16 protein-coding genes are annotated in these 20,771 nt (G+C 69.2%); 7 read left to right on the top strand and 9 right to left on the bottom strand.

Annotated features, from left to right (window positions below; translation table 11 throughout):
- The first annotated feature begins 185 nt into the window (after positions 1-185).
- The gene (locus AC1DSZ_RS01300) at positions 186-1,151 is read left to right on the top strand and encodes a hypothetical protein (protein ID WP_476836592.1); all 966 of its coding nucleotides are present in this window, start codon (positions 186-188) and stop codon (positions 1,149-1,151) included.
- Positions 1,152-1,616: 465 nt separating this feature from the next.
- On the opposite strand, the gene AC1DSZ_RS01295 is transcribed toward AC1DSZ_RS01300, so the two are convergent.
- The gene (locus tag AC1DSZ_RS01295) at positions 1,617-2,384 is read right to left on the bottom strand and encodes an invasion associated locus B family protein (protein ID WP_188517946.1); all 768 of its coding nucleotides are present in this window, start codon (positions 2,382-2,384) and stop codon (positions 1,617-1,619) included.
- 280 nt (positions 2,385-2,664) lie between these two features.
- Here AC1DSZ_RS01295 and AC1DSZ_RS01290 point away from each other — a divergent pair, with 280 nt between their 5' ends.
- The 3 genes from AC1DSZ_RS01290 to AC1DSZ_RS01280 all read left to right on the top strand — a co-directional run bounded on the left by AC1DSZ_RS01290 (position 2,665) and on the right by AC1DSZ_RS01280 (position 6,598).
- Positions 2,665-4,491, top strand: a complete 1,827-nt coding sequence (locus AC1DSZ_RS01290) for an extracellular solute-binding protein (RefSeq protein ID WP_476836591.1) — start codon at positions 2,665-2,667, stop codon at positions 4,489-4,491.
- Positions 4,492-4,534: 43 nt separating this feature from the next.
- The gene (locus tag AC1DSZ_RS01285; RefSeq protein WP_476836590.1) at positions 4,535-5,779 is read left to right on the top strand and encodes an AMP-binding protein; all 1,245 of its coding nucleotides are present in this window, start codon (positions 4,535-4,537) and stop codon (positions 5,777-5,779) included.
- A 78-nt stretch (positions 5,780-5,857) separates the two neighbouring features.
- Positions 5,858-6,598 carry a DsbA family oxidoreductase gene (locus AC1DSZ_RS01280; RefSeq protein WP_476836589.1) on the top strand — a complete coding sequence of 247 codons (741 nt, stop codon included), beginning with the start codon at positions 5,858-5,860 and terminating at the stop codon, positions 6,596-6,598.
- A gap of 30 nt (positions 6,599-6,628) precedes the next feature.
- On the opposite strand, the gene AC1DSZ_RS01275 is transcribed toward AC1DSZ_RS01280, so the two are convergent.
- From AC1DSZ_RS01275 to AC1DSZ_RS01265, 3 genes are all read right to left on the bottom strand, one after another.
- Positions 6,629-9,751 carry an efflux RND transporter permease subunit gene (locus tag AC1DSZ_RS01275; RefSeq protein WP_476836986.1) on the bottom strand — a complete coding sequence of 1,041 codons (3,123 nt, stop codon included), beginning with the start codon at positions 9,749-9,751 and terminating at the stop codon, positions 6,629-6,631.
- Between the two features lie 99 nt (positions 9,752-9,850).
- Complete coding sequence (locus AC1DSZ_RS01270; protein WP_476836588.1) at positions 9,851-11,146, bottom strand: efflux RND transporter periplasmic adaptor subunit; 1,296 nt, start codon at positions 11,144-11,146, stop codon at positions 9,851-9,853.
- On the bottom strand, positions 11,143-11,748 hold the full coding sequence (locus tag AC1DSZ_RS01265) for a TetR/AcrR family transcriptional regulator (protein ID WP_476836587.1): 606 nt from the start codon (positions 11,746-11,748) through the stop codon (positions 11,143-11,145). Before AC1DSZ_RS01265 ends, AC1DSZ_RS01270 begins: the two co-directional genes overlap by 4 nt.
- Before the next feature lie 242 nt (positions 11,749-11,990).
- Between AC1DSZ_RS01265 and AC1DSZ_RS01260 the strand changes: the two genes are divergently transcribed.
- Entirely contained in the window at positions 11,991-13,193 is a 1,203-nt protein-coding gene (locus AC1DSZ_RS01260; protein WP_476836586.1) for an MFS transporter, read from the top strand.
- A gap of 312 nt (positions 13,194-13,505) precedes the next feature.
- Here the strand turns inward: AC1DSZ_RS01260 and ligD are convergent, their stop codons facing one another.
- Together ligD and AC1DSZ_RS01250 are read right to left on the bottom strand one after the other, a co-directional pair.
- Positions 13,506-14,453, bottom strand: a complete 948-nt coding sequence (gene ligD, locus AC1DSZ_RS01255) for a non-homologous end-joining DNA ligase (RefSeq protein WP_476836585.1) — start codon at positions 14,451-14,453, stop codon at positions 13,506-13,508.
- On the bottom strand, positions 14,446-15,516 hold the full coding sequence (locus tag AC1DSZ_RS01250; protein ID WP_476836584.1) for an ATP-dependent DNA ligase: 1,071 nt from the start codon (positions 15,514-15,516) through the stop codon (positions 14,446-14,448). The genes ligD and AC1DSZ_RS01250 overlap by 8 nt, the downstream gene beginning before the upstream one ends.
- A 151-nt stretch (positions 15,517-15,667) precedes the next feature.
- Between AC1DSZ_RS01250 and AC1DSZ_RS01245 the strand changes: the two genes are divergently transcribed.
- Entirely contained in the window at positions 15,668-16,777 is a 1,110-nt protein-coding gene (locus AC1DSZ_RS01245; RefSeq protein WP_476836583.1) for a zinc-binding metallopeptidase family protein, read from the top strand.
- A gap of 22 nt (positions 16,778-16,799) precedes the next feature.
- On the opposite strand, the gene AC1DSZ_RS01240 is transcribed toward AC1DSZ_RS01245, so the two are convergent.
- Positions 16,800-17,021, bottom strand: coding sequence for a hypothetical protein (locus tag AC1DSZ_RS01240; RefSeq protein WP_476836582.1), 222 nt, complete (start codon positions 17,019-17,021; stop codon positions 16,800-16,802).
- A 56-nt stretch (positions 17,022-17,077) separates the two neighbouring features.
- Complete coding sequence (locus tag AC1DSZ_RS01235; RefSeq protein ID WP_476836581.1) at positions 17,078-18,523, bottom strand: MFS transporter; 1,446 nt, start codon at positions 18,521-18,523, stop codon at positions 17,078-17,080.
- A 1,034-nt stretch (positions 18,524-19,557) separates the two neighbouring features.
- Here AC1DSZ_RS01235 and AC1DSZ_RS01230 point away from each other — a divergent pair.
- Positions 19,558-19,944 carry a hypothetical protein gene (locus AC1DSZ_RS01230; protein ID WP_476836580.1) on the top strand — a complete coding sequence of 129 codons (387 nt, stop codon included), beginning with the start codon at positions 19,558-19,560 and terminating at the stop codon, positions 19,942-19,944.
- 96 nt (positions 19,945-20,040) lie between these two features.
- Here AC1DSZ_RS01230 and AC1DSZ_RS01225 read toward each other — a convergent pair whose 3' ends face one another.
- A complete protein-coding gene (locus AC1DSZ_RS01225) occupies positions 20,041-20,757 on the bottom strand; it encodes a ribonuclease activity regulator RraA (RefSeq protein WP_476836579.1) in 717 nt (238 codons plus the stop codon).
- Between the last annotated feature and the right edge of the window lie 14 nt (positions 20,758-20,771).

Here is a 20,771-nt window from a genome sequence, read left to right as displayed (position 1 = left end):
GTTTGCCCCTGACCGCCGCCGGTCAGGCCACCCAGAATGTTGTCGAGCAAGCCCATAGCGCCGTTCTCCTGTGCGATCCAACAACACAGGCTCGCGCGGAAAGTTGCCGAATACAACGCGCCGGGCGCTCGGCCGCACGCCCGGCGGCGTTGAAGCGCAACGCCGAACGCCCTAACACCCGCGGAATGGACACTGCTTGGCGGAGCGTTCTGCGGATTTGGGCCCTTGCGGCCACCCTTGGCGCGGCCGGCGCGGCCTTGCTGATCCTGGCCGTCGATCCCTACGATACCGGCCGGGTTCCCGGCCTCGGCTTCGGCTTCACGCGCGAGCAGGCGCCGCGCACCGCCCATGCGAGCCGGGCTCGGGACCCCTCCTTCAACGCCGCCATCATCGGCAACTCTCATGCGCAGCTCTTCAGCCCGGCGAGGCTCGACGCAGCCACCGGGGCGAGGTTCATGTCGCTGGCGATCCCGGGGTCGGGGCTGCCCGAGCAGAAGGCGGTGCTGACCTGGTTTCTCCTTCACCGCCGCGAGCCCACCCGCGCGGTGGTGATCGGGCTGGACGAGTACACGTGCCGGGCCGGGCCCGCGGCCGCCCGGCGCCTGCAAGGCGGGCCGTTTCCGTTCTGGCTCTACGCCGCGGATTTCTGGACCTATGCGCGCGGGGCGTTCCGGGCCGACGTGCTGGAGGACGCCGTCGCGATGCTGGTCGGCGCGGAGCACCCCGCCGTTCTGGCCGGGCGGGACGGCTACTGGAACTACGAGGTCGGACGTCGGTGGCGCGGACCCGACGTGGAAGGCGGCGGCCCGCTGCCCTTGGCCGAGCAGGCCGGGCCGTTCCCGGGCCTCGCCGTTTTGCGCGAAATGCTGGACGTCATTCCGCCCGCCACGCCGGTCGCGCTGGTGCTCACGCCCGTCTACGCCAAGCTGAGGCCCCGGCCCGGGCGGCCGGCCGACAAGGCCGAGACTGCCTGCAAGGAGGCCATCGCGGCAGCGGCGTCCCGCTCCAACGTCACCCTGCTGGATTTCCGGCGCGACACGCCGCTCACGCGCGACCCGCGCTCGTTCTGGGATGGCTCGCACCTGACGCAAGCGGCCGCGGAGCGCATCGAAGCCGCCATCGCGCAGGCGCTGAAGCCGCCGGGCAGCTGAGGTCTTGGGCTTCAGGCAGACGGGCGGCCCCTTCGAGCCAGGCCTTCCCTACGCTCAATCCCCCCTCATCCTGAGGATCCTCGCGCAGCGAGGCGTCTCGAAGGACGACGGGATCCAGAAGGCTGAATCGTCCCGCGAGCTGAAATCCCTCGTCCTTCGAGACGCAGGCCGAAGACGGCCTGCTCCTCAGGATGAGGGGATCGAGGGTGTACGAACGAATTCCGGAGCCCCTAACGCGTGGCCTTCCAGTCTCTCATTCCCCCTCATCCTGAGGAGCCTCGCGCAGCGAGGCGTCTCGAAGGACAAAGGAATCCAGAAGGCTGAATCCGTCCCGCGAGATGGAATCCCTCGTCCGTCGAGACGCACGCCGCAGACCTGCTCCTCAGGATGAGGGTATCGAGGATGCTGAAAATGGAACGGGCGGCCCTCAGGACCGCCCGTTCATATTCGGATCTGCTTCGCCGATCAGGGCTTGGGAGCCGCCGGGGCCGGAGCCGGGGCCGCGCCGGGGGCCGGGGCCGCGCCGGGCTGCTCGAGCTTCTTGCGCATCTCGTCAGCCTGCTTCTGCATCTGCTCCTGCAGCTGCTTCTGCTGCTGCTCGAGCACCGCCGGGTCGATCGGCGCGCCGTCATAGGCCTTGCCGAAGCCGGCCATCGGCACCTGGAACGTCACCTCGCGGGTGAACTGGTTCTGGACGCTGATGTTGAGGTTCGTGGCCTTCTTGATGCCGTTGATCACGTCTTCCTTGACGGGACCCTCGGCGAAGCAGCCATTCGGGAAGCAGATCGCATACTTGCCGGCCTGCGGCGCGCCGGAGTCGGCGGCGTAGCGGATGCCGGGCTGCAGCAGCAGGCCGAGCGGCATCAGAAAGCGGACGATCTTGTTCGGGTCGCCCTTCACGTCATAGACGGCGACGGCGAGCACCGGCTGGCCCTGGTCCGACACGAAGTCGCGGGTCGTGTAGCAGATCTCCTTGCCGGCCTGCGGATCCTTGCCGCACACCTTCACCCAGTCGGCCTGGGATGGCTCGGGCTTCACCTGCACGACGGTCGGGCCGGTCTGCGCGGCCTGGCCCTGCGGGGCGGCCGGCTGGGCCGGGGCGGGAGCTGCGGGCTTGGGAGCAGCCGGACGCGGCTGCGTCTGCGCGAAGGCCGGAGCGGAAAGAGAGAGCGAGGCGGCGGCGAGGAGCGCCATCCGGCTCGGGCGCAGAGCGGACCACCGGTCGAAAGACATCAGGACAAATCCTTCTCGATTGGCTGGGACGACGGCAGGCGCCGACGGAAGACCGAAAGAGCGCGCCCAGCCGTCCCGACAAGGACGTCCAGCCCACAAAGGGCCAGGCACACCAGGAAGGCCCCTGCCCTCCCACGGATCTCGCCCGCTGCATCGGCGCGGAATGAGGCGTGAGAATGACGAGGCCGCTTGCCTCATATCGCTTTACCCCGCGGCTTTCCAGCCGAAATCGCCGATCTGGGTAGGCATCATGCCCTAACGGACATGGTATCTTCGGCGCGTGAGATCGCTTCGAATCATCGCCCGCCACGCCGCAACGGCGGCGGTTTGCGCCCTGGCTCTCGTCGCCTCGTCGGTCGCAAGCGCAAACGCGCAGCCTCGCCACGGCATCGCGATGCATGGCGAGCCAGCCCTGCCGCCCGATTTCGCCGCCCTGCCCTATGTGCGCGCCGATGCGCCCAGGGGCGGGCGAATCGTGTTCGGCGTCCAGGGCTCCTTCGACACGCTGAACCCCTATGTGGTGCGCGGCATCGCGGCCCAGGGCATCGCGCCGCCGACCGGGCTCGTGTTCCAGGCCCTGATGGCGCGGTCCTTCGACGAGCCCTTCACGCTGTACGGCCTCGTGGCCGAGAGCATCGAAACGCCGGATGATCGCAGCTGGGTGGTGTTTCGCCTCAACCCGAAGGCGCGGTTCTCGGATGGCGCTGCCGTGACGGCCGAGGACGTGCTGTTCACCTGGGACCTGCTGAAGACCAAGGGCAAGCCCAACCTGCGAAGCTGGTACGGCAAGGTCTCGCGCGCCTCAGCGGTGGACGGGCGCACGATCCGGTTCGACCTCGACGCGGGCGGGGACCGCGAGTTGCCGCTGATCCTGGCGTTGATGCCGGTGCTCCCGAAGCACGCGACCGATCCGGCGACATTCGAGCAGACCACGCTGGCGCCGCCGGTGGGCACCGGCCCCTATGTGGTCGCGCAGGCCAAGCCGGGCGAGAGCATCACCTACCGCCGCAATCCGGATTACTGGGCCAAGGACCTGCCGATCTCGCGCGGGCTCTACAATTCGGACGAGATCCGCTTCGACTACTACCGCGACGCCAACGCGCTGTTCGAGGCCTTCAAGGGCGGGCTCTACGACGTGCGGTCGGAGGACAGCCCTACCCGCTGGACGACCGGCTACGACTTTCCGGCCGTGCGCGACGGGCGGGTGGTGAAGGATCCCGTCCCGGTGCGCACGCCCAAGGGCATGAACGCCTTCGTGTTCAACACGCGCCGGCCGTTCTTCGCCGACCCGCGCGTGCGCGAGGCGCTGGGGCTGCTGTTTGATTTCGACTGGGTGAACCGTAACCTCTTCGCCGGCGTGTACCGGCGCACCACGAGCTATTTCGAGGGATCGGACCTCGCCTCCACGGCCCGCGATGCGTCGCCCGGCGAGCGGGCGATTCTCGCGCCTTTCCCGGGCGCGGTGCGGCCGGACATTCTCGACGGCGGCTGGCGGCCGGCCGGCGCCGACGGCTCGGGCCGGGACCGGGACAACGCCCGCAAGGCGCTGGCGCTGCTGGCCTCCGCCGGCTACGCGCTGCGGGACGGCGTGCTGCGCAAGGGCGGCGTCGGCGAGCCTCTGGCCTTCGAGTTCCTGGCCTCCACGCGGGTGCAGGAGCGCCTCGCGCTCAATTTCGCCAGCGCGCTGCAGCGGATCGGCGTCACCATGGCGGTGCGCCTCGTCGACGACGTGCAGTACTGGCGGCGGCTTTCCCATTTCGACTACGACATGATCCAGTACAGCTGGGGCGCGTCTCCCTCGCCCGGCAACGAGCAGTATGGCCGCTGGGGTTCGCAGTCGGCCGACCGGCCGGGATCGCTGAACTATGCGGGCGCGCGTTCCCCCGCGGTCGACGCCGCCATCGAGGCGATGCTGGCCGCCCGGGAGCGCGGCGCCTTCGTGGACGCCGTCCGGGCGCTCGACCGGGTGCTGCTGTCGGGCTTCTACGTCATTCCGCTGTTCAATCAGCCGGACCAGTGGGTAGCGCGCGCGGCGGCGGTGAAACGACCGGAGCCGGCGCCTTTGTTCGGCTTTTTACCGGATACGCTCTGGCGGGAATCGCCTTGATTGTTGCACACTCCTGAGTTGAGGAGCCGAGCCGGGGGACGGGGTGAGCCACGCCGAAGAGATCGAGAGCGCCGCGCCCGCGCCGTGGTCGGGCGTGACGTTGGTCGACCTCTTCGTTTCGACCGCGAATCTCAATGGCCAGGCGCTCGCCTTTGCGGGGTTCGACTGCGGCGGACGCGTCATGCGCCGCACCTATGCGGAAGCCGCGCAGGCCGTCGACAACATCGTTCATCGCATCGACGAGATTGGCCTGGAGCCTGGCAGCCGCGTCGCGGTCGCGATGGGGGCGTCCGTGGAGGCGCCGCTCGCCATCCTGGCGGTGCTGAAGGCCGGCATGACGCCTTGCCTCACGCCCACATGGCTGCCGCGCGAGGCCCTGTCCGAAGCGCTCCGTCTGCTCGGCGCGCGCGCGATCGTGTCAGTGGGCGCGGTCGGAGACGTGCGGCCGGCCGAGGCGTTACGGGCCGCCGCCGCGATGCTGCCCGATGGGCCGCGCTTTTTGCTCGCCTTCGGCGACAGGCTGCCGGCCGGGGTGACGCCGCTGTCCGACGCGCTGATCCACAGCCGCGACACCGGTTTCGTGAACGCCTTCGAGAACGCCCGCCCGGGCCCCCGGCCGGTGCTGACGCTCGATCTCACGCCCGCCGGCCCGATCTGGGCCACGCACGCGCAGGAGATGCTGATCGCCAGCGCGCTCGGCGTCGTCACGCGCGGCGATCTGGGCGCCGCCGATCCCATCCTCACCACGCTCGCGCCCCTGACGCTCGCGGGTCTGGCCACCGGCCTGATCCCGGCGCTGCTCACCGGCGCTACGCTTCACCTGCATGGCCCGTTCGACGCCGGCGGATTGCTGCAGCAGCTCTCCATGATGGTGCGGCCGCATCTGGTCGCGCCCGCCGCGCTGGAGCGGGGGCTGCATCAGGCCGAGTTGCTGGGCGGCGCGGCGCTGAGCTCCGCCGTCCTGGTCCACCGGGCGCCGGCGCGCCTCCAGCAGCGCGAGCGGCCCCGCGCCAAGGCGTCGCCTATCATCGACGTGCTGGCGCTTCGCGAAACCGCGCTGCTGCTGGGCCCTCGGCGCGAGGACGGCGCGGCCGACGTGTCGCTCGCGTCGCTGCGCGTGCCCGACGCCACCGACGGGGCGCTCGTCACGGAAGCGCGCGTGGAGCGCGGCCGACTGCAGGTGCGCGGCGAAGGCGTCAGCGGCGGCTCGCCGGAGACCGGCTGGGCGGACCCCGGCCTTGTCGCCAAGCTGGAAGGCGACCGCATCGTGAGCCTCGACCCCGCCTGAGAGGGTCGCCATTTCGCCCGATTGCGCTAATTTGCGGCGATCAACCCTTCTCGACCTTTCGCATTCCGGAGATCCGCCATGACGGACGCCGCCGCATCCGCGCCTCAGGAGCCCGCTCCGCTCACCATCGACGTCATCTCGGACGTCGTCTGCCCCTGGTGCTATGTCGGCAAACGCCGCCTCGCCGAGGCGTTGGAACTGCGCCCCGAGCAGCCCGTGGTGGTGCGCTGGCGCCCGTTCCAGCTTGATCCGACGATCCCGGCCGGCGGGCATGACCGCAAGGCCTACATGGCCCGCAAGTTCGGCGACCGGGTCGCGGACGTGCACCAGCGGCTGATCGACATCGGCAAGGAAGTAGACATCCCGTTCGCGTTCGACGCCATTGAGCGCTCGCCCAACACGCTGGACGCGCATCGGCTGATCCGCTGGTCGTGGACATGGGGCGTGCAGGACGCGCTCGTTGAATCGCTGTTCAGCGCCTTCTTCACCGAAGGGCTCGACATCGGCGACGTCGAGGTGCTGGCCGACCGCGCCGCGCTGGTGGGCATGGACCGCGAGGAGGCGGCAAGCTTTCTGCGGTCGGACGAGTCCGCGCCCGAGGTGCACCGCGAGATCCGGCAGGCGCAGGATGTGGGCGTGGAGGGCGTGCCGTTCTTCATCTTCGCCGGCCGCGTGGCGGCGTCGGGCGCGCAGCCGGCCGAGGTGCTGGCCGGCGCCATCGACCAGGCGCTCGCCGCCGAGGCGGCCGCCAGGCCGGCGGCCCCGGTCGACGACGACGAGGACGACGACAACGACGAGGACGACGTCAAGCTCGACTGAGCCGTCGTCCCCGCGCGTCGCCGGCCGCGATTACTCGGCCGGCATCGGGCGCTCGGCCCCCTGCGGCGCGCGCACGTCTTCGGGACGCTCCTGCCGGGGCTTGCGGAACCAGCCAACCGCTGCCGTCAGGGCGTTGGAGAGCCGGTCCATGTAGAGGTAGAGCACCGGCGTGATGAACAGCGTCAGCGCCTGCGACACCACGAGGCCGCCCACCACCGCGACGCCGAGCGGCTGGCGCAGCTCCGCGCCCGCCCCCGCCCCCACGGCGATCGGCAGCGTGCCCATGATGGCCGCGAAGGTGGTCATCATGATGGGCCGGAAACGCATCAGGCAGGCTTCGTAGATCGCTTCCTGCGGCGACTTGCCGTCCCGCTGCATCACGAGCGCCACGTCGATCATCATGATGGCGTTCTTTTTCACGATGCCGATCAGCATCAGAAGGCCGATCATCGCGATCACGCTCAGGTCCATGCCGAAGAGCTTCAGCGTCAGCAAAGCGCCAAGCGCCGCCGACGGCAGGCCCGTCAGGATTGTGAGCGGGTGGACGAAGCTTTCGTACAGGATGCCCAACACGATGTAGATCGTCACGATCGCGGCCGTGAGCAGGATGCCCTGGTTGGCGAGCGACTGCTGGAAGGTCTTGGCCGTGCCGGCGAAGCTCGTCGCGATCGTGGCCGGCATGTTGAGCTGGCCCTTGATCTGGTCGATCCGGGTCAGCGCGTCGCCCAGCGATACGCCGTTGGGCAGGTTGAACGACAGCGTCACGGCCGTGAGCTGGCCGAGCTGGTTCACGGTGAGCGGACCCGCCGTGCGCTCGACCCGGGCGATGGCGCTGAGCGGCACCAGCGTGCCGTTGGAGGCGCGGATGCGGATCACGTCCAGCCGGTCGGACGTCCACGCGATGGTGGGATCGAACTCGATCAGCACGCTGTAGCTGTCGCCCGCCGTGTAGATGGTGGAGACCTGCCGGGCGCCGAAGCCCGAATACAGCGTCGAGCGCAGCTGGTCGGAAGAGACGCCGAGAGCGTTGGCCTTGTCGCGATCCACCTTCAGGGTCGCCTGCAGGGCGTTGTTCTGCAGGTCGGTGGAGACGTCCGCGAAGGCCCGGTCCTTCTGCATGGCGTCGGACATCTTCTGCGACCACGCGTAGAGCTCGTTCTGGTCCAGCCCCTGCATCACGAACTGGTACTGGCTCTTGGAGGCGCGGCCGCCGATGTTCAGGTTCTGCACCGGCGTCATGTAGGTCGTGATGCCGGGCACCTGGGCAAGCTGGCGGCGCAGCTCGGGGATGATCACCGAGAGCGGCGGGCGCTCCTCCTGGCTCTTTAGCTCCACGAAGAGGCGGCCGGAATTCATGCCGCTGTTCGCACCGCCGCCCGTGGTGGCGACGCCGGCCGTTGAGGCCACGTGCGCCACGTAGGGCGACTTCTGGAACACCGCCATTACGTCCTTCTGCAGCAGGACCATGGCGTCGAACGAGATGTCCTGGCGCGCCTCGGTGGTGACGCTGAGCTGGCCGATGTCCTCCTGCGGGAAGAAGCCCTTCGGAATGGCGGTGAACAGCCACACGGTGCCGCCCAGCGTGGCGAAGAACACCAGCAGCATCACGGGCTGGTGGCGCAGGCTGAGGCGAAGCCCCCAGTCGTAGCCGGCCAGGAACTTGTCGAAGCCGCGCTCCAGCCAGCCGCCGAGACCCTTGCGCGAGTCGTGGCCGGGGTCCGGCCGGCTCAGCATGATGGAGCACAGCATCGGGGTGAGCGTCAGCGACACGAAGGCCGAGGCCGCGATGGAGGCCGTCACCACCACGGCGAACTCATTGAAGATGCGCCCGATCACGCCGCCCATCAGCAGCACGGGCAGGAACACGGCGACCAGCGACAGCGTGATCGAGATGATGGTGAGGCCGATCTCGCGGCTGCCGTCGAGCGCGGCTTCCAGCGGGCCCTTCCCCTCCTCCTCCATGTGCCGGACGATGTTTTCCAGCATCACGATGGCGTCGTCGACCACGAGGCCCACCGACAGCGTCAGCGCCAGCAGCGAAATGTTGTCGATCGAGAAATTGAACAGGTACATCGCGCCGAGCGTCGCCACGATGGAGATCGGCACCGCCAGGCTCGGGATGAGGGTCGCCGAGATCCGGCGCAGGAACACGAAGATCACCATGATGACGAGCACGATGGTAAGCCCGAGCGTGAACTTCACGTCCTCCACGGCGTGGCGGATGGAGAGCGAGCGGTCGTTCAGCGTGTGCAGCGTCGTGTTGGCGGGGAGCTGGCTCTCGAAGGTCGGCAGCAGCGCCTTCACGCGGTCCACCACCTCCACGGTGTTGGCGTCCGGCTGGCGCTGAACGGCCAGCACGATGGAGCGCGTGCCGTCATACCAGCTCGCCTGCTGGAAGTTCTCGACCGAGTCGATCACCTTGGCGACGTCGCCCAGGCGCACCGGGCGGCCGTTGCGCACCGAGATGATGATGTTGCCGAACTGCGCCGCGTTGGCGAGCTGCGTCTCGGCCTGGATGGTGAGGCGCTGGTCCGGGTTCTGCAGTGAGCCCACGGGCGTGTTGGCGTTGGCGGCCGTGATCGCGGCCTGCACCTCGTTGACGCCGATGCCGCGCGACGCCAGCGCGTTCGGGTCGAGCTGCACGCGCACGGCATATTTCTGCGAGCCGTAGATCTGCACCTGCGCGACGCCCTCGATGGTGGAGAGCGCGGGCGAGATCACCTGCTGGGCGAAGGCGTCGAGCTTGGAGAGCGGGGTCGTGTCGCTCTTGATCGACATCAGCAGGATGGGGGCGTCGGCCGGGTTCACCTTGCGGTAGCTCGGCGGCTCGGTCATCTCGGCCGGCAGCTGGCGCTGGGTGCGCGCGATGGCGGCCTGCACGTCGGCCGCGGCGGCGTCGATGCTCCTGTCCAGGTTGAACTGGATCGCGATGGAGGTGGAGCCCTGCGCGCTCGACGACGTGATGGTGTCGATGCCCGCGATGGTGGTGAACTGCTTGATCAGCGGCGTCGCCACCGACGTCGCCATGGTGTCGGGCGACGCGCCCGGCAAGGAGGCGGAGACGTTGACCACCGGGAACTCGGTGCGCGGCAAAGCCGCGACCGGCAGGAAGCTGTAGGCGAACAGGCCGCCGGCCACCATCGCGATCGACATCAGCGTCGTGGCGACCGGGTGCTTGATGCAGAATTCCGAAATGTTCACGTCGTGTGTCCCTCGATGGGGGTTTCGGGGGGCTGTTTCAGCAAGGGCCGGTCAGGAGCGGGACGCGCCGGCTTGCGCCTGCGGGGCCGCTTCGGCGGCCGGAGCCGCCGGCGACGGGGCGACGGCCTTGTCGTTGCGGGCCTGGGCGGCGGCGGTGGTGTCGCGTACCCGGGCGCCGTTGGCGAGCCGCAACTGCCCGTCGATCACGACGCGCTCGCCGGCCTTTACGCCTTCCGACAAGGCGGTGCGGTCGCCATCCGACGCCGCGACCTTCACGGGCCGCAGCTCCACGGTGCTGTCGGGCTTCACCACGAACACATAAGGGCTGTCCTGCCCCGGCTGCAGCGCCACGGTCGGCAGCACCACGGTGTCGGGCCGCTTGCCGAGCTCGATCTCGACGTCGACATACTGGCCCGGCCACAGCGCCAGGTCCTCGTTGGCGAAGGTCGCCTTGGACGTGAAGGTGCCGGAGGCCACGTCGACGCCGCTGTCCACGAAGGTCAGGGGACCGCTCGCCAGCTGGGTCTTGCCCCCGCTCGGGAACACCCGGACGTTCGGCGGCGCGGCGGAGGCCATGGCCTGGCGCACGGCCGTGAGCTCGCGCTCGGGCATCGAGAACGTCACCCGCACGGGCTTCACCTGCGTGATGGTGACGAGGCCCGCATTGCTGGAGGAGCTGTTGTCGGAAGCCCGCACGAGATTGCCGGGCGTCACCTGGATGACGCCGAGGCGGCCGTCGATGGGCGCGGTGATCTGCGTGTAGGAGAGGCGCAGCTTGTCGGTGTCGAGCGTCGCCTGGTCGGCGGCGAGCTGGGCCTCGGCCGCCTTGGCGTCCGCCACGGCCTGATCCACCTGCTGCTGCGCGCCCGACTTGGCGGCGAGCAGCTCGCGCTTGCGGGCGAGGTCGGTCTGGGCGCGCGTCAGGTTGGCCTGGTCGCGGGCGAGGTTCGCCTCGTCCTTCGCGATGGTGGCGCGCAGCTCCTTGTCGTCGAGCGTGAACAGCTTGTCGCCCGCCTTCACGAACTGGCCGTCCTTGACGTGCTGCTGCAGGAGCTGGCTGTCGACGCGTGACTTCACCACCACGGTGGCGTTGGGCTCGATATTGCCGATGGAGCGGCGGCGAATGGGGAAATCCATCTGCTCGGCCGCGGCCGTGACGACGGCGGCTCCGCCTCCCCCGCCCTGCCGCGCGGCCGCGGGTTGCGGGCGCGCCTCCGCGGACTGGGTCTGCTTCAGGCCTTCGCCGCGCGCCAGCGCCATGAGATCCGGCTGCCCGTAGTAGCGCCAGGCGCCGTAGCCGGCGGCCACGACGGCGACGGCGGTGATCAGGAGGCTGGTTCGGCTCATCGTGTTTCCACCGTCATGTCCATCAGGTCGTCGGAGCGGTCCGCCGCTTCTGCGTCTTGCGACGGCTCGCCTGCGACGAGTCCGTTTTCGATCAGGTCGGCCAACAAGCGGGCCGCGCCCGCCTGCTGCCGCGCCGTGGTGTGGGCCGCCGTCATCCGCATGGCGCCCAGAAGCGCGAGGGCGACGAGGTCGGGATCGAGATCGCGAAACTCTCCGCTCGCGACGCCGCGCGCTATCAGGGTCGAAAGCGTGGTCCGGATCTGCTTCACGCGCCGGCGAATGACCGCGCGGCCGCGTTCGCCCAACCGTGTGTCCGCGCCGTCAAACGCGCGAATGGCGGCCGTGCAGCGGCCCAGCGACGCGATGACGCAACGTATGACGAGGGTGAGGCCCTCCTTGGCCGTGCCGGCCCGGGCCGCCGCCTGCTCGGCCTCGGTCTCAAGGTCGCCCAGCGCCTTCTCGAGACCCTCTAGGAACAGGTCTTCCTTGGTGTGGAAGTAGCGATAGAGGGTCGGCTTGGCGACGCCGGCCGCGCGCGCCACGTCGTCCATCTGGACGGCGTCATAGGCGCTTTCGGAAAACAGCTTGAGCGCCGCATCCACGATGTGGGCGCGTCGGAGAGCTGTCGCTGAAAGTGAACCGGCGAGTTTCATGGCCGAGGGGATATGAACTCCCGAGTATCGTTTTCCAAGTTAAATTCCAGTAAGTCTCGGCTGTGTGATGACGCTTGAGAAAGAGCAAGGGCATCGCAGGCCGCCGCAGCACAGCCTTGCGGCGCCCTGCATGGCTCGAAGGCGCGTTTGCCTGTAGGAAAGCCAGACCGCCCACCGAAAGAGCAGATCGCATGACCGACGCCACAGCCCCGCTCGGACGCGACGTCCGCGTGATGTCCCTCGTGGGCGTGGCGCATTTCGCGAGCCACTTCTTCCAGCTCGTGCTGCCGCCGCTATTTCCGCTGATCCAGAAGGACCTCGGCGTCAGCTTCACGGAGCTGGGCGCCGTCATGGCGGCGTTCTTCGCGGCGTCCGGGATCTGCCAGGTCGCGGCTGGTTTCGCGGTGGACCGCATCGGCCCGCAGATCGTGCTGCCCTTCGGCATCGCGCTGTGCGGCGGGGCGGTGGCGCTGGCGGGCCTCGTTCCGGGCTATTGGGGGCTCCTGCCCGCCGCCGCGCTGGCCGGCATGGGCAACAGCGTATTTCACCCGGCGGATTACGCCATTCTGACGGGCCGCATCGCCCGCAGCCGCATCGGCCGGGCCTACAGCGTCCACACGGTGCTGGGCACGCTGGGCTGGGCCTGCGCGCCCGTCACCATGCTGCTCCTGGCGCAGAGCTTCGGCTGGCGCACCGCGCTGGTGCAGGTCGGCGTCGCCGGGCTCATTCTGGCGGCCCTGGTCGCGGCCGCGCACCAGACCTTGCGGGTGGAGCGTGTCGCCTCGACGGCCGGCGGAAAGAGCGACTGGCGCCTCCTGCTCGCCGGTCCGATCCTGGCCTGCCTCGTCTACTTCATCCTGCTCGCCATCGCGCAGATCGGCTCGCAGAACTTCCTGCCCAGCCTGCTGCCCATGGCGCAGGGATCGACGCTGGCGTTCGCCGCCCAGGCGACCACCTTCTATCTTGTGTGCAGCGCCATCGGGTCGCTCGCGGGCGGCTACCTGGCCGACTGGACGCCCAACCACGAGCGCATCGTCGGCGCGGGCCTCCTGGCCGCGGGCGCGCTCACGCTCGTGGTCGGGTTCGTGGCGCTGGGCGGGCCGGCGCTCCTGCTCATGCTGGGGGCCGCCGGCTTCCTGACCGGGGCGACCATCCCGTCGCGCGACATGCTGGTGCGCAGCGCCACCCCGCCCGGCGCCACCGGCAAGGTGTTCGGCTTCGTGTATTCGGGCCTCGACATCGGCGCCACCATCGCGCCGCTGGCGATCGGCGCCTTCATCGACCACGGCGCGCCCCGCGCGGCGTTTGCGTTCATCGCCGGCGGCCTCCTGGCCACCATCGCGAGCGCGGTGGCGGTGAAGTCCCGCGTCAACACGGCGGCGCTGCGGGCCTGAGCAAAAGAAAGCCCCCGGCGGGGAGCCGAGGGCCAGGCTGTCGCACGCTCGGGAGGGAGAACGTGAGCGTCGGACAACGGCGAACTTCGCGGATCGTTCAACGGGTGGAACATCGGGCGATAACGCGCAGAAAAACCCTGCCTAAAGCCCGTTTTAGCCTTCAAAAGAAAAGGCGAGCCTTGCTGTGACGCAAGCGCTCGCCAAAGGGTTTTGGGGCTTCGCATGTCCTCAGGGAGAGGACCGTCCTTGAGGCTGGCAAGGACGAGAAACAGCTTAGTCCGCGTTTTTTCGCCCTTATATCCTCATCACAACCTAGATCGGTTGGCCTACCACCGCGCTTCGCGGCTTCCTCTTTCGAGGAGTCGCGCCTTGCTCTTTCGCAGTGCCCTCCGGCAAGCGCTGCTTTACGGTGGAGATCGTCGCCCAGGGGTCCTCGCCGCGGGCGCGGATGAGCTGCGGGACGGTCCTGATGGTGAAGGAAGCGGGATCCAGCTTTGCGGTCACCTGCGACCAGTCGAGCGGCATGGAGACCGGCGCGCCGGCCCGGGCGCGGCTCGAATAGGGCGCTACGGCCGTGGAAGTCGGGTCGTTGCGCAGGTAATCGATGAAGATCTTGCCTTGGCGCTCGGCTTTGGAGATGCGCGTCAGGAACCGGTCGGGCTCGGCCGCCGCCAGCTCGTCCGAGAAGCGCTTCGCGAACTGCTTCACGGCCGGCCATTCGTGCCGGCGCTCCAGCGGGACGACCACATGGATGCCCTTTCCGCCCGTGGTCTTGGCGAAGCTCTGAAGGCCCAGCGCGGCCAGCCGGTCGCGCAGGTCAAGCGCGGCCTGCGCGACATCCGCAAAGGCGAGCCCCTCCCCCGGGTCCAGGTCGAAGATCATGCGGTCGGGCCGGTCAGGGCGGTCCTTGCAGGCGCCCCAGGGGTGCAGCTCCAGCACGCCCATCTGGACGATCGCGATCAGGCCCGGCAGGTCGCGGAGATAGAGGTAGGGCTCCTCGAAGCCCGGGATGTCCACCTGCCCGAGCTGCTCGGGCACGCCCGAGCCGGCGTGGCGCTGGTAGAAGCACTTCTTCTGCCGCCCCGCCGGGCAGCGCACCAGCGTGATTGGGCGGTTGCGGATGTGCGGCAGCATGACGTCGGCGACCGCCACGTAGTACTCGGCCAGCTCGCGTTTGGTGATCCCCTGCTCGGGAAACAGCACCTTGTCGGGGCTCGACAGGCGCACGCCGGCGATCTCGATGTCGTCCTTGTCAGCCATGGGCCGCCTCCATCATTGCGCCGAGGAGGCGCCCGGGCCGCGCCTCGCTCTCCAGCTGCTCGCTCGTGCACTGGCGCGGCGCCTTGTCGGGCCGCCAGCGCAGCAGCTTCGTGCCGTGCCGGAAGCGCCCGCCCGTGACGTGATCGTAGCGGACCTCCACGACGAGTTCGCTCCTGAGCGGACTCCACTCGGTCGAACGCTCGGTGCTCCAGCGGCTCGGCCCGCCCGGCGCATCGCCGGTGAAGCCCGGCGGGCCGACCAGCGCCTCGAGCTTGCGGGTCAGCTCCGGGCGCTCAGCATTGGTGATGGTCGATGTGTAGCCGACATGGTTGAGGCGCCCCTGGTCGTCGAAGAGGCCGAGCAGCAGCGAGCCGACCTCGCGCGACTTGCTCTCGTAGCGAAAGCCGCCCACCACGCAGTCGGCCGTCCGCAGCCGCTTCACCTTGATCATGGCGCGCTCGCCGGGCTGGTAGTGATCGTCCCGGCGCTTCGCCACGACGCCGTCGAGCGCGGCTCCGACCTTGTCGAGCCAGGCGACCGCCTCGTCGCGATCCGCCGTGAAGGGCGACAGGCGCAGCACCGGGGCGTCGTCGCAGGCGGCGTGAAATTGCTCCAACGCGTCCCTGCGTACCGTGAGCGGTTCGCCACGCAGGTCGTCGTGGCCGGGCGCGGCGAGGCAATCGAACAGGATCAGGAAGGCCGGCGTCTCGGCCGCCAGCTTGCGGATGCGGCTCTCGGCCGGATGCAGCCGCATCTGCAGCGCGTCGAAGGAGAGGCTGTCGCCCTGCGCGATCGCGAGCTCGCCATCCACCACGAAGCGGTCCACCGGCAATCCCCGCAGCCCGGCGACCACCTCGGGAAAGTAGCGCGTCAACGGCTTGCCCGACTTGGCGCGCAGCTCCACCGTGTCGCCCCAGCGGAACGCGACGCATCGAAAGCCGTCCCATTTGGGCTCGAACAGCCAGTCGCCGCCCTGCGGCAGCTCATCGGCGGACTTCGCCTCCATGGGCTCGAGGTCGAGCGGGATCGCCAGCAGGGCGGCATCGGCGGAAACGCGTGTCATGGTGGGCTCCAACTCGGCGATTCAAGCGCCGGACCGGCGGCTTCGTTCCGGGCGCCGAGCGCTGACGCTTTTTTGAGCTGGAACTTGACGAAGGCCGGGCCGTTTGCACCCAGGGATCGAGGTTTTCTGGATCTCCAGCCGGACATTACCGATGAAGCTTTTTTCCTGCACGGTCTGCGGGCATCCGCTGCAATTCGAAACCTCCCAGTGCGAGAGCTGCGGGACGCCGCAAGGGCTCGACCACCTCGCCATGGCGCTCGTGCCGGCCGAAACCCCGGGCCGCGGCGAGTTCCGTTGCGTCAACGCCCAGAGCGGCGGGTGCAATTGGCTGGCCGAACCCGGCGAGGCGTTTTGCGCGGCCTGCCGCTACAACCGCACGATTCCCGACCTTTCGCTCGGCCGCAATCAGGAGCGCTGGCAGCGCGTCGAGGTGGCGAAGCGTCGGCTGTTCTACTCGCTGTTTCGCTTCGGGCTGCGCCCCGAGACGCGCAACGAGGCGCCGGACGGGCTGGTGTTCGACTTCCTGGCCGACCCGCCGGACCCCACCAAGCCGGTGATGACCGGCCACAGCAACGGCCTCATCACGGTCAACATCGCGGAGGCCGACGACGTCGAGCGCGAGCGGCGGCGCGAGGCGCTGGGCGAGAGCTACCGCACGCTGCTCGGCCACTTCCGGCACGAAATCGCGCATTATTTCTGGGGCGTGATGACGCGCGACGCCGAGCTGCTCACCGTGTTTCGCGACGCCTTCGGGGACGAGCGGCCCGACTACGGCCTCGCCCTCCAGCGCTACTACGGCGACGGTCCGCCCGAGCGCTGGCAGGACTTCTTCATCAGCGCCTATGCGAGCTCGCATCCGTGGGAGGATTTCGCCGAGACCTGGGCGCACTACTTCCACATGGTCGACACGCTCGAGACCGCCTCCTGCCTGGAGATCTTCGTCACGGGCGGCGCGGGCGCGGTCCCGATCGACTTCGACGCCTACACGGAGCCGCGCTTCGAGCGGATGGTGAGCGCCTGGATGCGGCTCGCCTTCGCGCTCAACCTGATGAACCGCAGCATGGGCATGCCAGACCTCTACCCGTTCCAGCTCTCGCCGCCCGCCATCAGTAAGCTCAGCGCCGTGCATATGATGGTCCGCAAGGTCGCGGGCAGGTCGGTGCGGCCGGAGTCAGCCATGGCGCCGCTCAGGGCCATGGCCGAAGGGCTGAAATCCGGCATGAGCGCGCCCGCCGAGGACGCGCTCGGGGTCATGGACTGAGCGGCGGGGCGCCGCCCTCCCCTTAGCGCTGTTCGCTGCTGGACAGGATCTGCTCCAGCCGCTCGCGCGCCTGGCGATGCGCGTCGCGCAGATTGTCGAGCCGCTTTGGGTCCGGCGTATCAACGTCCGTGCCGCCGAACGAGTTCGGGATCGCCCGCGCGCGCAGGTGTTCGCGGTATTCGGCCCAGGTGCGATCCGTCTCGGCGATCGCCCATTCCATGTCCTTGTCGAGCAAGGCGCCCATGCTCACCTCCGTCAGGTTGTTGTCGGGACGATAACGCGGCCGCCCCGGCGAGCGTTTCAGTCGGCGAAGGCCAGCGGCCGCGCCACGGCTTCCAGCGATTTCCGCTCCGCCGCGACGCCCCATTTCCACACAACGCCGGCCGCCAGGATCATCAGCACGGAGCCGAACAGGTAGCCGGCGAACACCGTCTCGCGCGATCCCGTCTGCACCAGATGGCCAAACACCGCCGGCCCCGCCACGCCCCCGATGCCGGTGCCAACCGCGTAAAACGCCGCGATCGCGAGCGCCCGGATCTCCAGCGGGAAGGTCTCGCTCACCGTGAGATAGGCCGAGCTCGCCGCCGCCGAGGCGAAAAAGAACACCACCACCCAGCACAGCGTCAGCGTCACTGGCGTGAGCACGTTCTGCTGGAACAGGTAGCCGCTGACGGCCAGCAGCACGCCGGACGCCACATAGGTGAAGGCGATCATCGGGCGCCGTCCGACGGTGTCGAACATCCGCCCGAGCAGCAGCGGCCCCATGAAATTGCCGACCGCGAAGGGGAGGATGTAGAGCCCGATATGATCCGACGGCACGTTGTAGAAGTCCGTCAGAACCAGCGCGTAGGTGAAGAAGATCGCGTTGTAGAAGAACGCCTGGGCGGCCATCAGGCTCAACCCCACCACGGCGCGGCTGCGGTGGGTGTGGAACAGCGCCGTGAATACCTCCGAGAGCGGCGTATGGCTGCGGGCCCGCAGCTTGTTCTTCGGGAACGGCCCCTCCTCCAGCGCGTGCCCCTCGGCCCGGAACCGCGCCTCGATGCCGGCCACGATCTCCTCCGCCTCGCGGGCGCGGCCATGCGTCATCAGCCATCGTGGGCTCTCCGGGATCCAGAGGCGCATGAACAGGATCACGAGCCCGAGCACGGCGCCGATGAAGAAGGCGACGCGCCAGCCGGTGTCGATGGCGAAGATCGCCGGGTTCAGCACCACGACCGATCCCGCCGCGCCTACCGCCGCGCCGATCCAGAAGCTGCCATTGATCACGAGGTCGCTCCAGCCGCGCACCCGCGCCGGCAGCAATTCCTGGATGGTGGAGTTGATGGCCGTGTACTCGCCGCCGATGCCCGCGCCGGTGAGGAACCGGAAGAAGCAGAAGCTCCACACGTCCCACGAAAAGGCGCTGGCCGCCGTGGCGACCAGGTACAGGAACAGCGTAATGAAGAAGAGCTTCTTTCGCCCGAGCCGGTCGGTGAGCCACCCGAAAAACAGGGCGCCGAGCACCGCGCCCGCCAGATAGGCGCTGCTGGCGAGGCCAATATCCGTGTTGGCGAGATGCAGCGTCGGGCTTTCCTTCAGAGCCCCTGCGAGGGAGCCGGCCAGCGTGACCTCCAGCCCGTCCAGGATCCAGGTGACGCCAAGCGCCGCGATCACGAGCTTGTGGAAGCGCCCCCACGGCAACCTGTCGAGCCGCGCCGGAATGTCGGTCTCGACCACTTCCCCCGTGAGATGCGCGCCCTGCATGCCAATCCTCCCCGTTTGGATGAAGAACGGCGTGAGCGGCGCAAGGGTTCACGGCGGAGGTTGCGCGTCGCGGTCATCGCCTCGCCGTCATCCCCGGCGACCTGCGCAGCAGGTCGGGAAGGGGATCCAGAGCAAAGGCGCTCACCCCTGGATCCCCCTCCCGCCGCCCCGCGCCGCCGGGGATGACGGGAGGATCGACAAACCATCAACGCCTCGCCGTCATTGCGAGCGACAGCGAAGCAATCCAGCTGATGCGGGGCGCTACGCCCGGCGCCGGGGCTGCTCCCAACCATCTGGATTGCTTCGCTGCGCTCGCAATGACGGCGAGGGGCTCAATCGTGGTGCGCGTCCCTCTCCCCTCGGGATAGGGGCAGGGGTGAGGGCGCCGGGTACCCCTGCATTTCTCCGTCATTGCGAGCGCCAGCGAAGCAATCCAGCTGATGCCGGGCGCTCTGCCCGGCGCCGGGGCTGCTCCCAACCGCCTGGATTGCTTCGCTGCGCTCGCAATGACGGCGAGGCGAACTTACTAAGAAAATAATCCTTGACAATTCGTCCCGTTTCCCGCACCTTCCGCCTACTCTCGACCCAGGGAGGGGGCGCTTCCGGAGCGGTCCGTTGCGGGGTCGGGGCGCGGCGCCTGCGCGGGTGGGGATACCGGACCCACCCTCCGGGAGGCCTTTCCGGAGCGGCCGGAGGGTGGGCGCGGGGGTCACAGCCCGCACAAACTCATCACCCGGCAGTCAGCCCGCCCGCCCCACACTACGGTGGGGCCGTGGACGCGGCCACCTTAACACCCTCGTGGTTGCTGCCCACAAGGAGCGGCCACGAGGAAGGAGCGCGGGTCGGAAAGGTTCAAAATCGCCGGTCGCGGGGCGTCGGCCCGTCCGAACCCTACGCGTAAAAACATCGATGGGCCGGCGCCTCGCGGCGCCCCTCCACCAGCTTGCCCGATCTTCGCGCGCCAACGCGGAGCCGCTTTCGCGCGCCCTGCTTTGCCATCCCACTCCACCACCCGAAGCGAGAGGCCATCCGCCATGCCCGCCCGCCGATCACCCTCACCCACCGCCGCGTTCGCCGACCCCGCCGAGGAGCCCGAGTATGGGCCGGACGAGGCCGAGGCGGAGCTGGAACGGTGCCTTCGCGCCATCAACACGCAAAGCGGCGTCTGGCGGCGTTGCGGGCGCGGGGCCTGCAGGCGGGAGCGCCGCTGCCGGCGCGGCATGGCGTGTCTCGCGCCGCGCGTCGTTCCGGCGGCGGACGACACCGAGGCCATGATGGAGAGCGTGCGCGCCGAGATCCTGCTGGCGCACGAGCGTGTTCTGCGGGGCACCGTCGAAGACGCGCCGATGCGGGCGGCGGCGCAACCCGTCGCCCCGCGTCGTGCGCGCGCCGCTGCAGCGCCGCGTTGTCGATCCATCTAGGCGTCTGGGCGTCAGAACGGCAACGCGGCGCATGCGCCACGCTGCCGAAGAACGCGGTACGCGCCCTCCCCGGCCGGAAACCCGGATCGGTGGCTCTTACCGCCCCTTGGCCTTCCGCCACTCGGCGAAATCGACCTTGCTCTGCTCATCCGTGGGCGGATAGAGGCCGAGGATGGAGCGGCCCTCGTTGACCTTCTCGGTCACGAAATCCTCGAAGGCTGTCATCTCGACCGCCTCGTCGGCGATCTCGTCGGCGATGTGGGCCGGGATCACGACCACGCCCTCGCGGTCGCCAACGATCACGTCGCCGGGCCAAACCGGGGCGTCGCCGCAGCCGATCGGGACGTTGATGTCGAGCGCCTGGTGCACCGTGAGGTTGGTCGGGGCGGCTGGGCGGTTGTGGTAGACCGGGATGTCGAGGTCGGCGATCTCGGGGCTGTCGCGGAAGCCGCCGTCCGTCACCACGCCGGCGACGCCGCGCTTCATCAGGCGGGTCACCAGGATGGAGCCGGCCGAGGCGGCGCGCGGGTCCTTGCGGCTGTCGATCACGAACACCGCGCCGGGCGGGCAATCCTCGACGGCCTTGCGCTGCGGGTGGGCGCGGTCCTGGAAAACCGAGATCTGGTTCAGGTCCTCGCGCGCCGGGATGTAGCGCAGCGTGAACGCCTCGCCGACCATCGGCTTGACGTTGGGGTTCAGCGGCCGCACGTCCTGGATGTACTGATTGCGAAAGCCCCGCTTGAACAATGCGGTACAAATCGTTGCGCTGCTGACGGTTTTCAGCTTTTCGCGGGTTTCTGGCTTGAGGCTCATGATGACGCGCTCCA

Source organism: Alsobacter sp. P4_H11 (assembly GCF_056400925.1).
The sequence above is the reverse complement of the archived record's forward strand: the minus strand, read 5'-3'. Positions and strand labels throughout refer to the sequence as shown.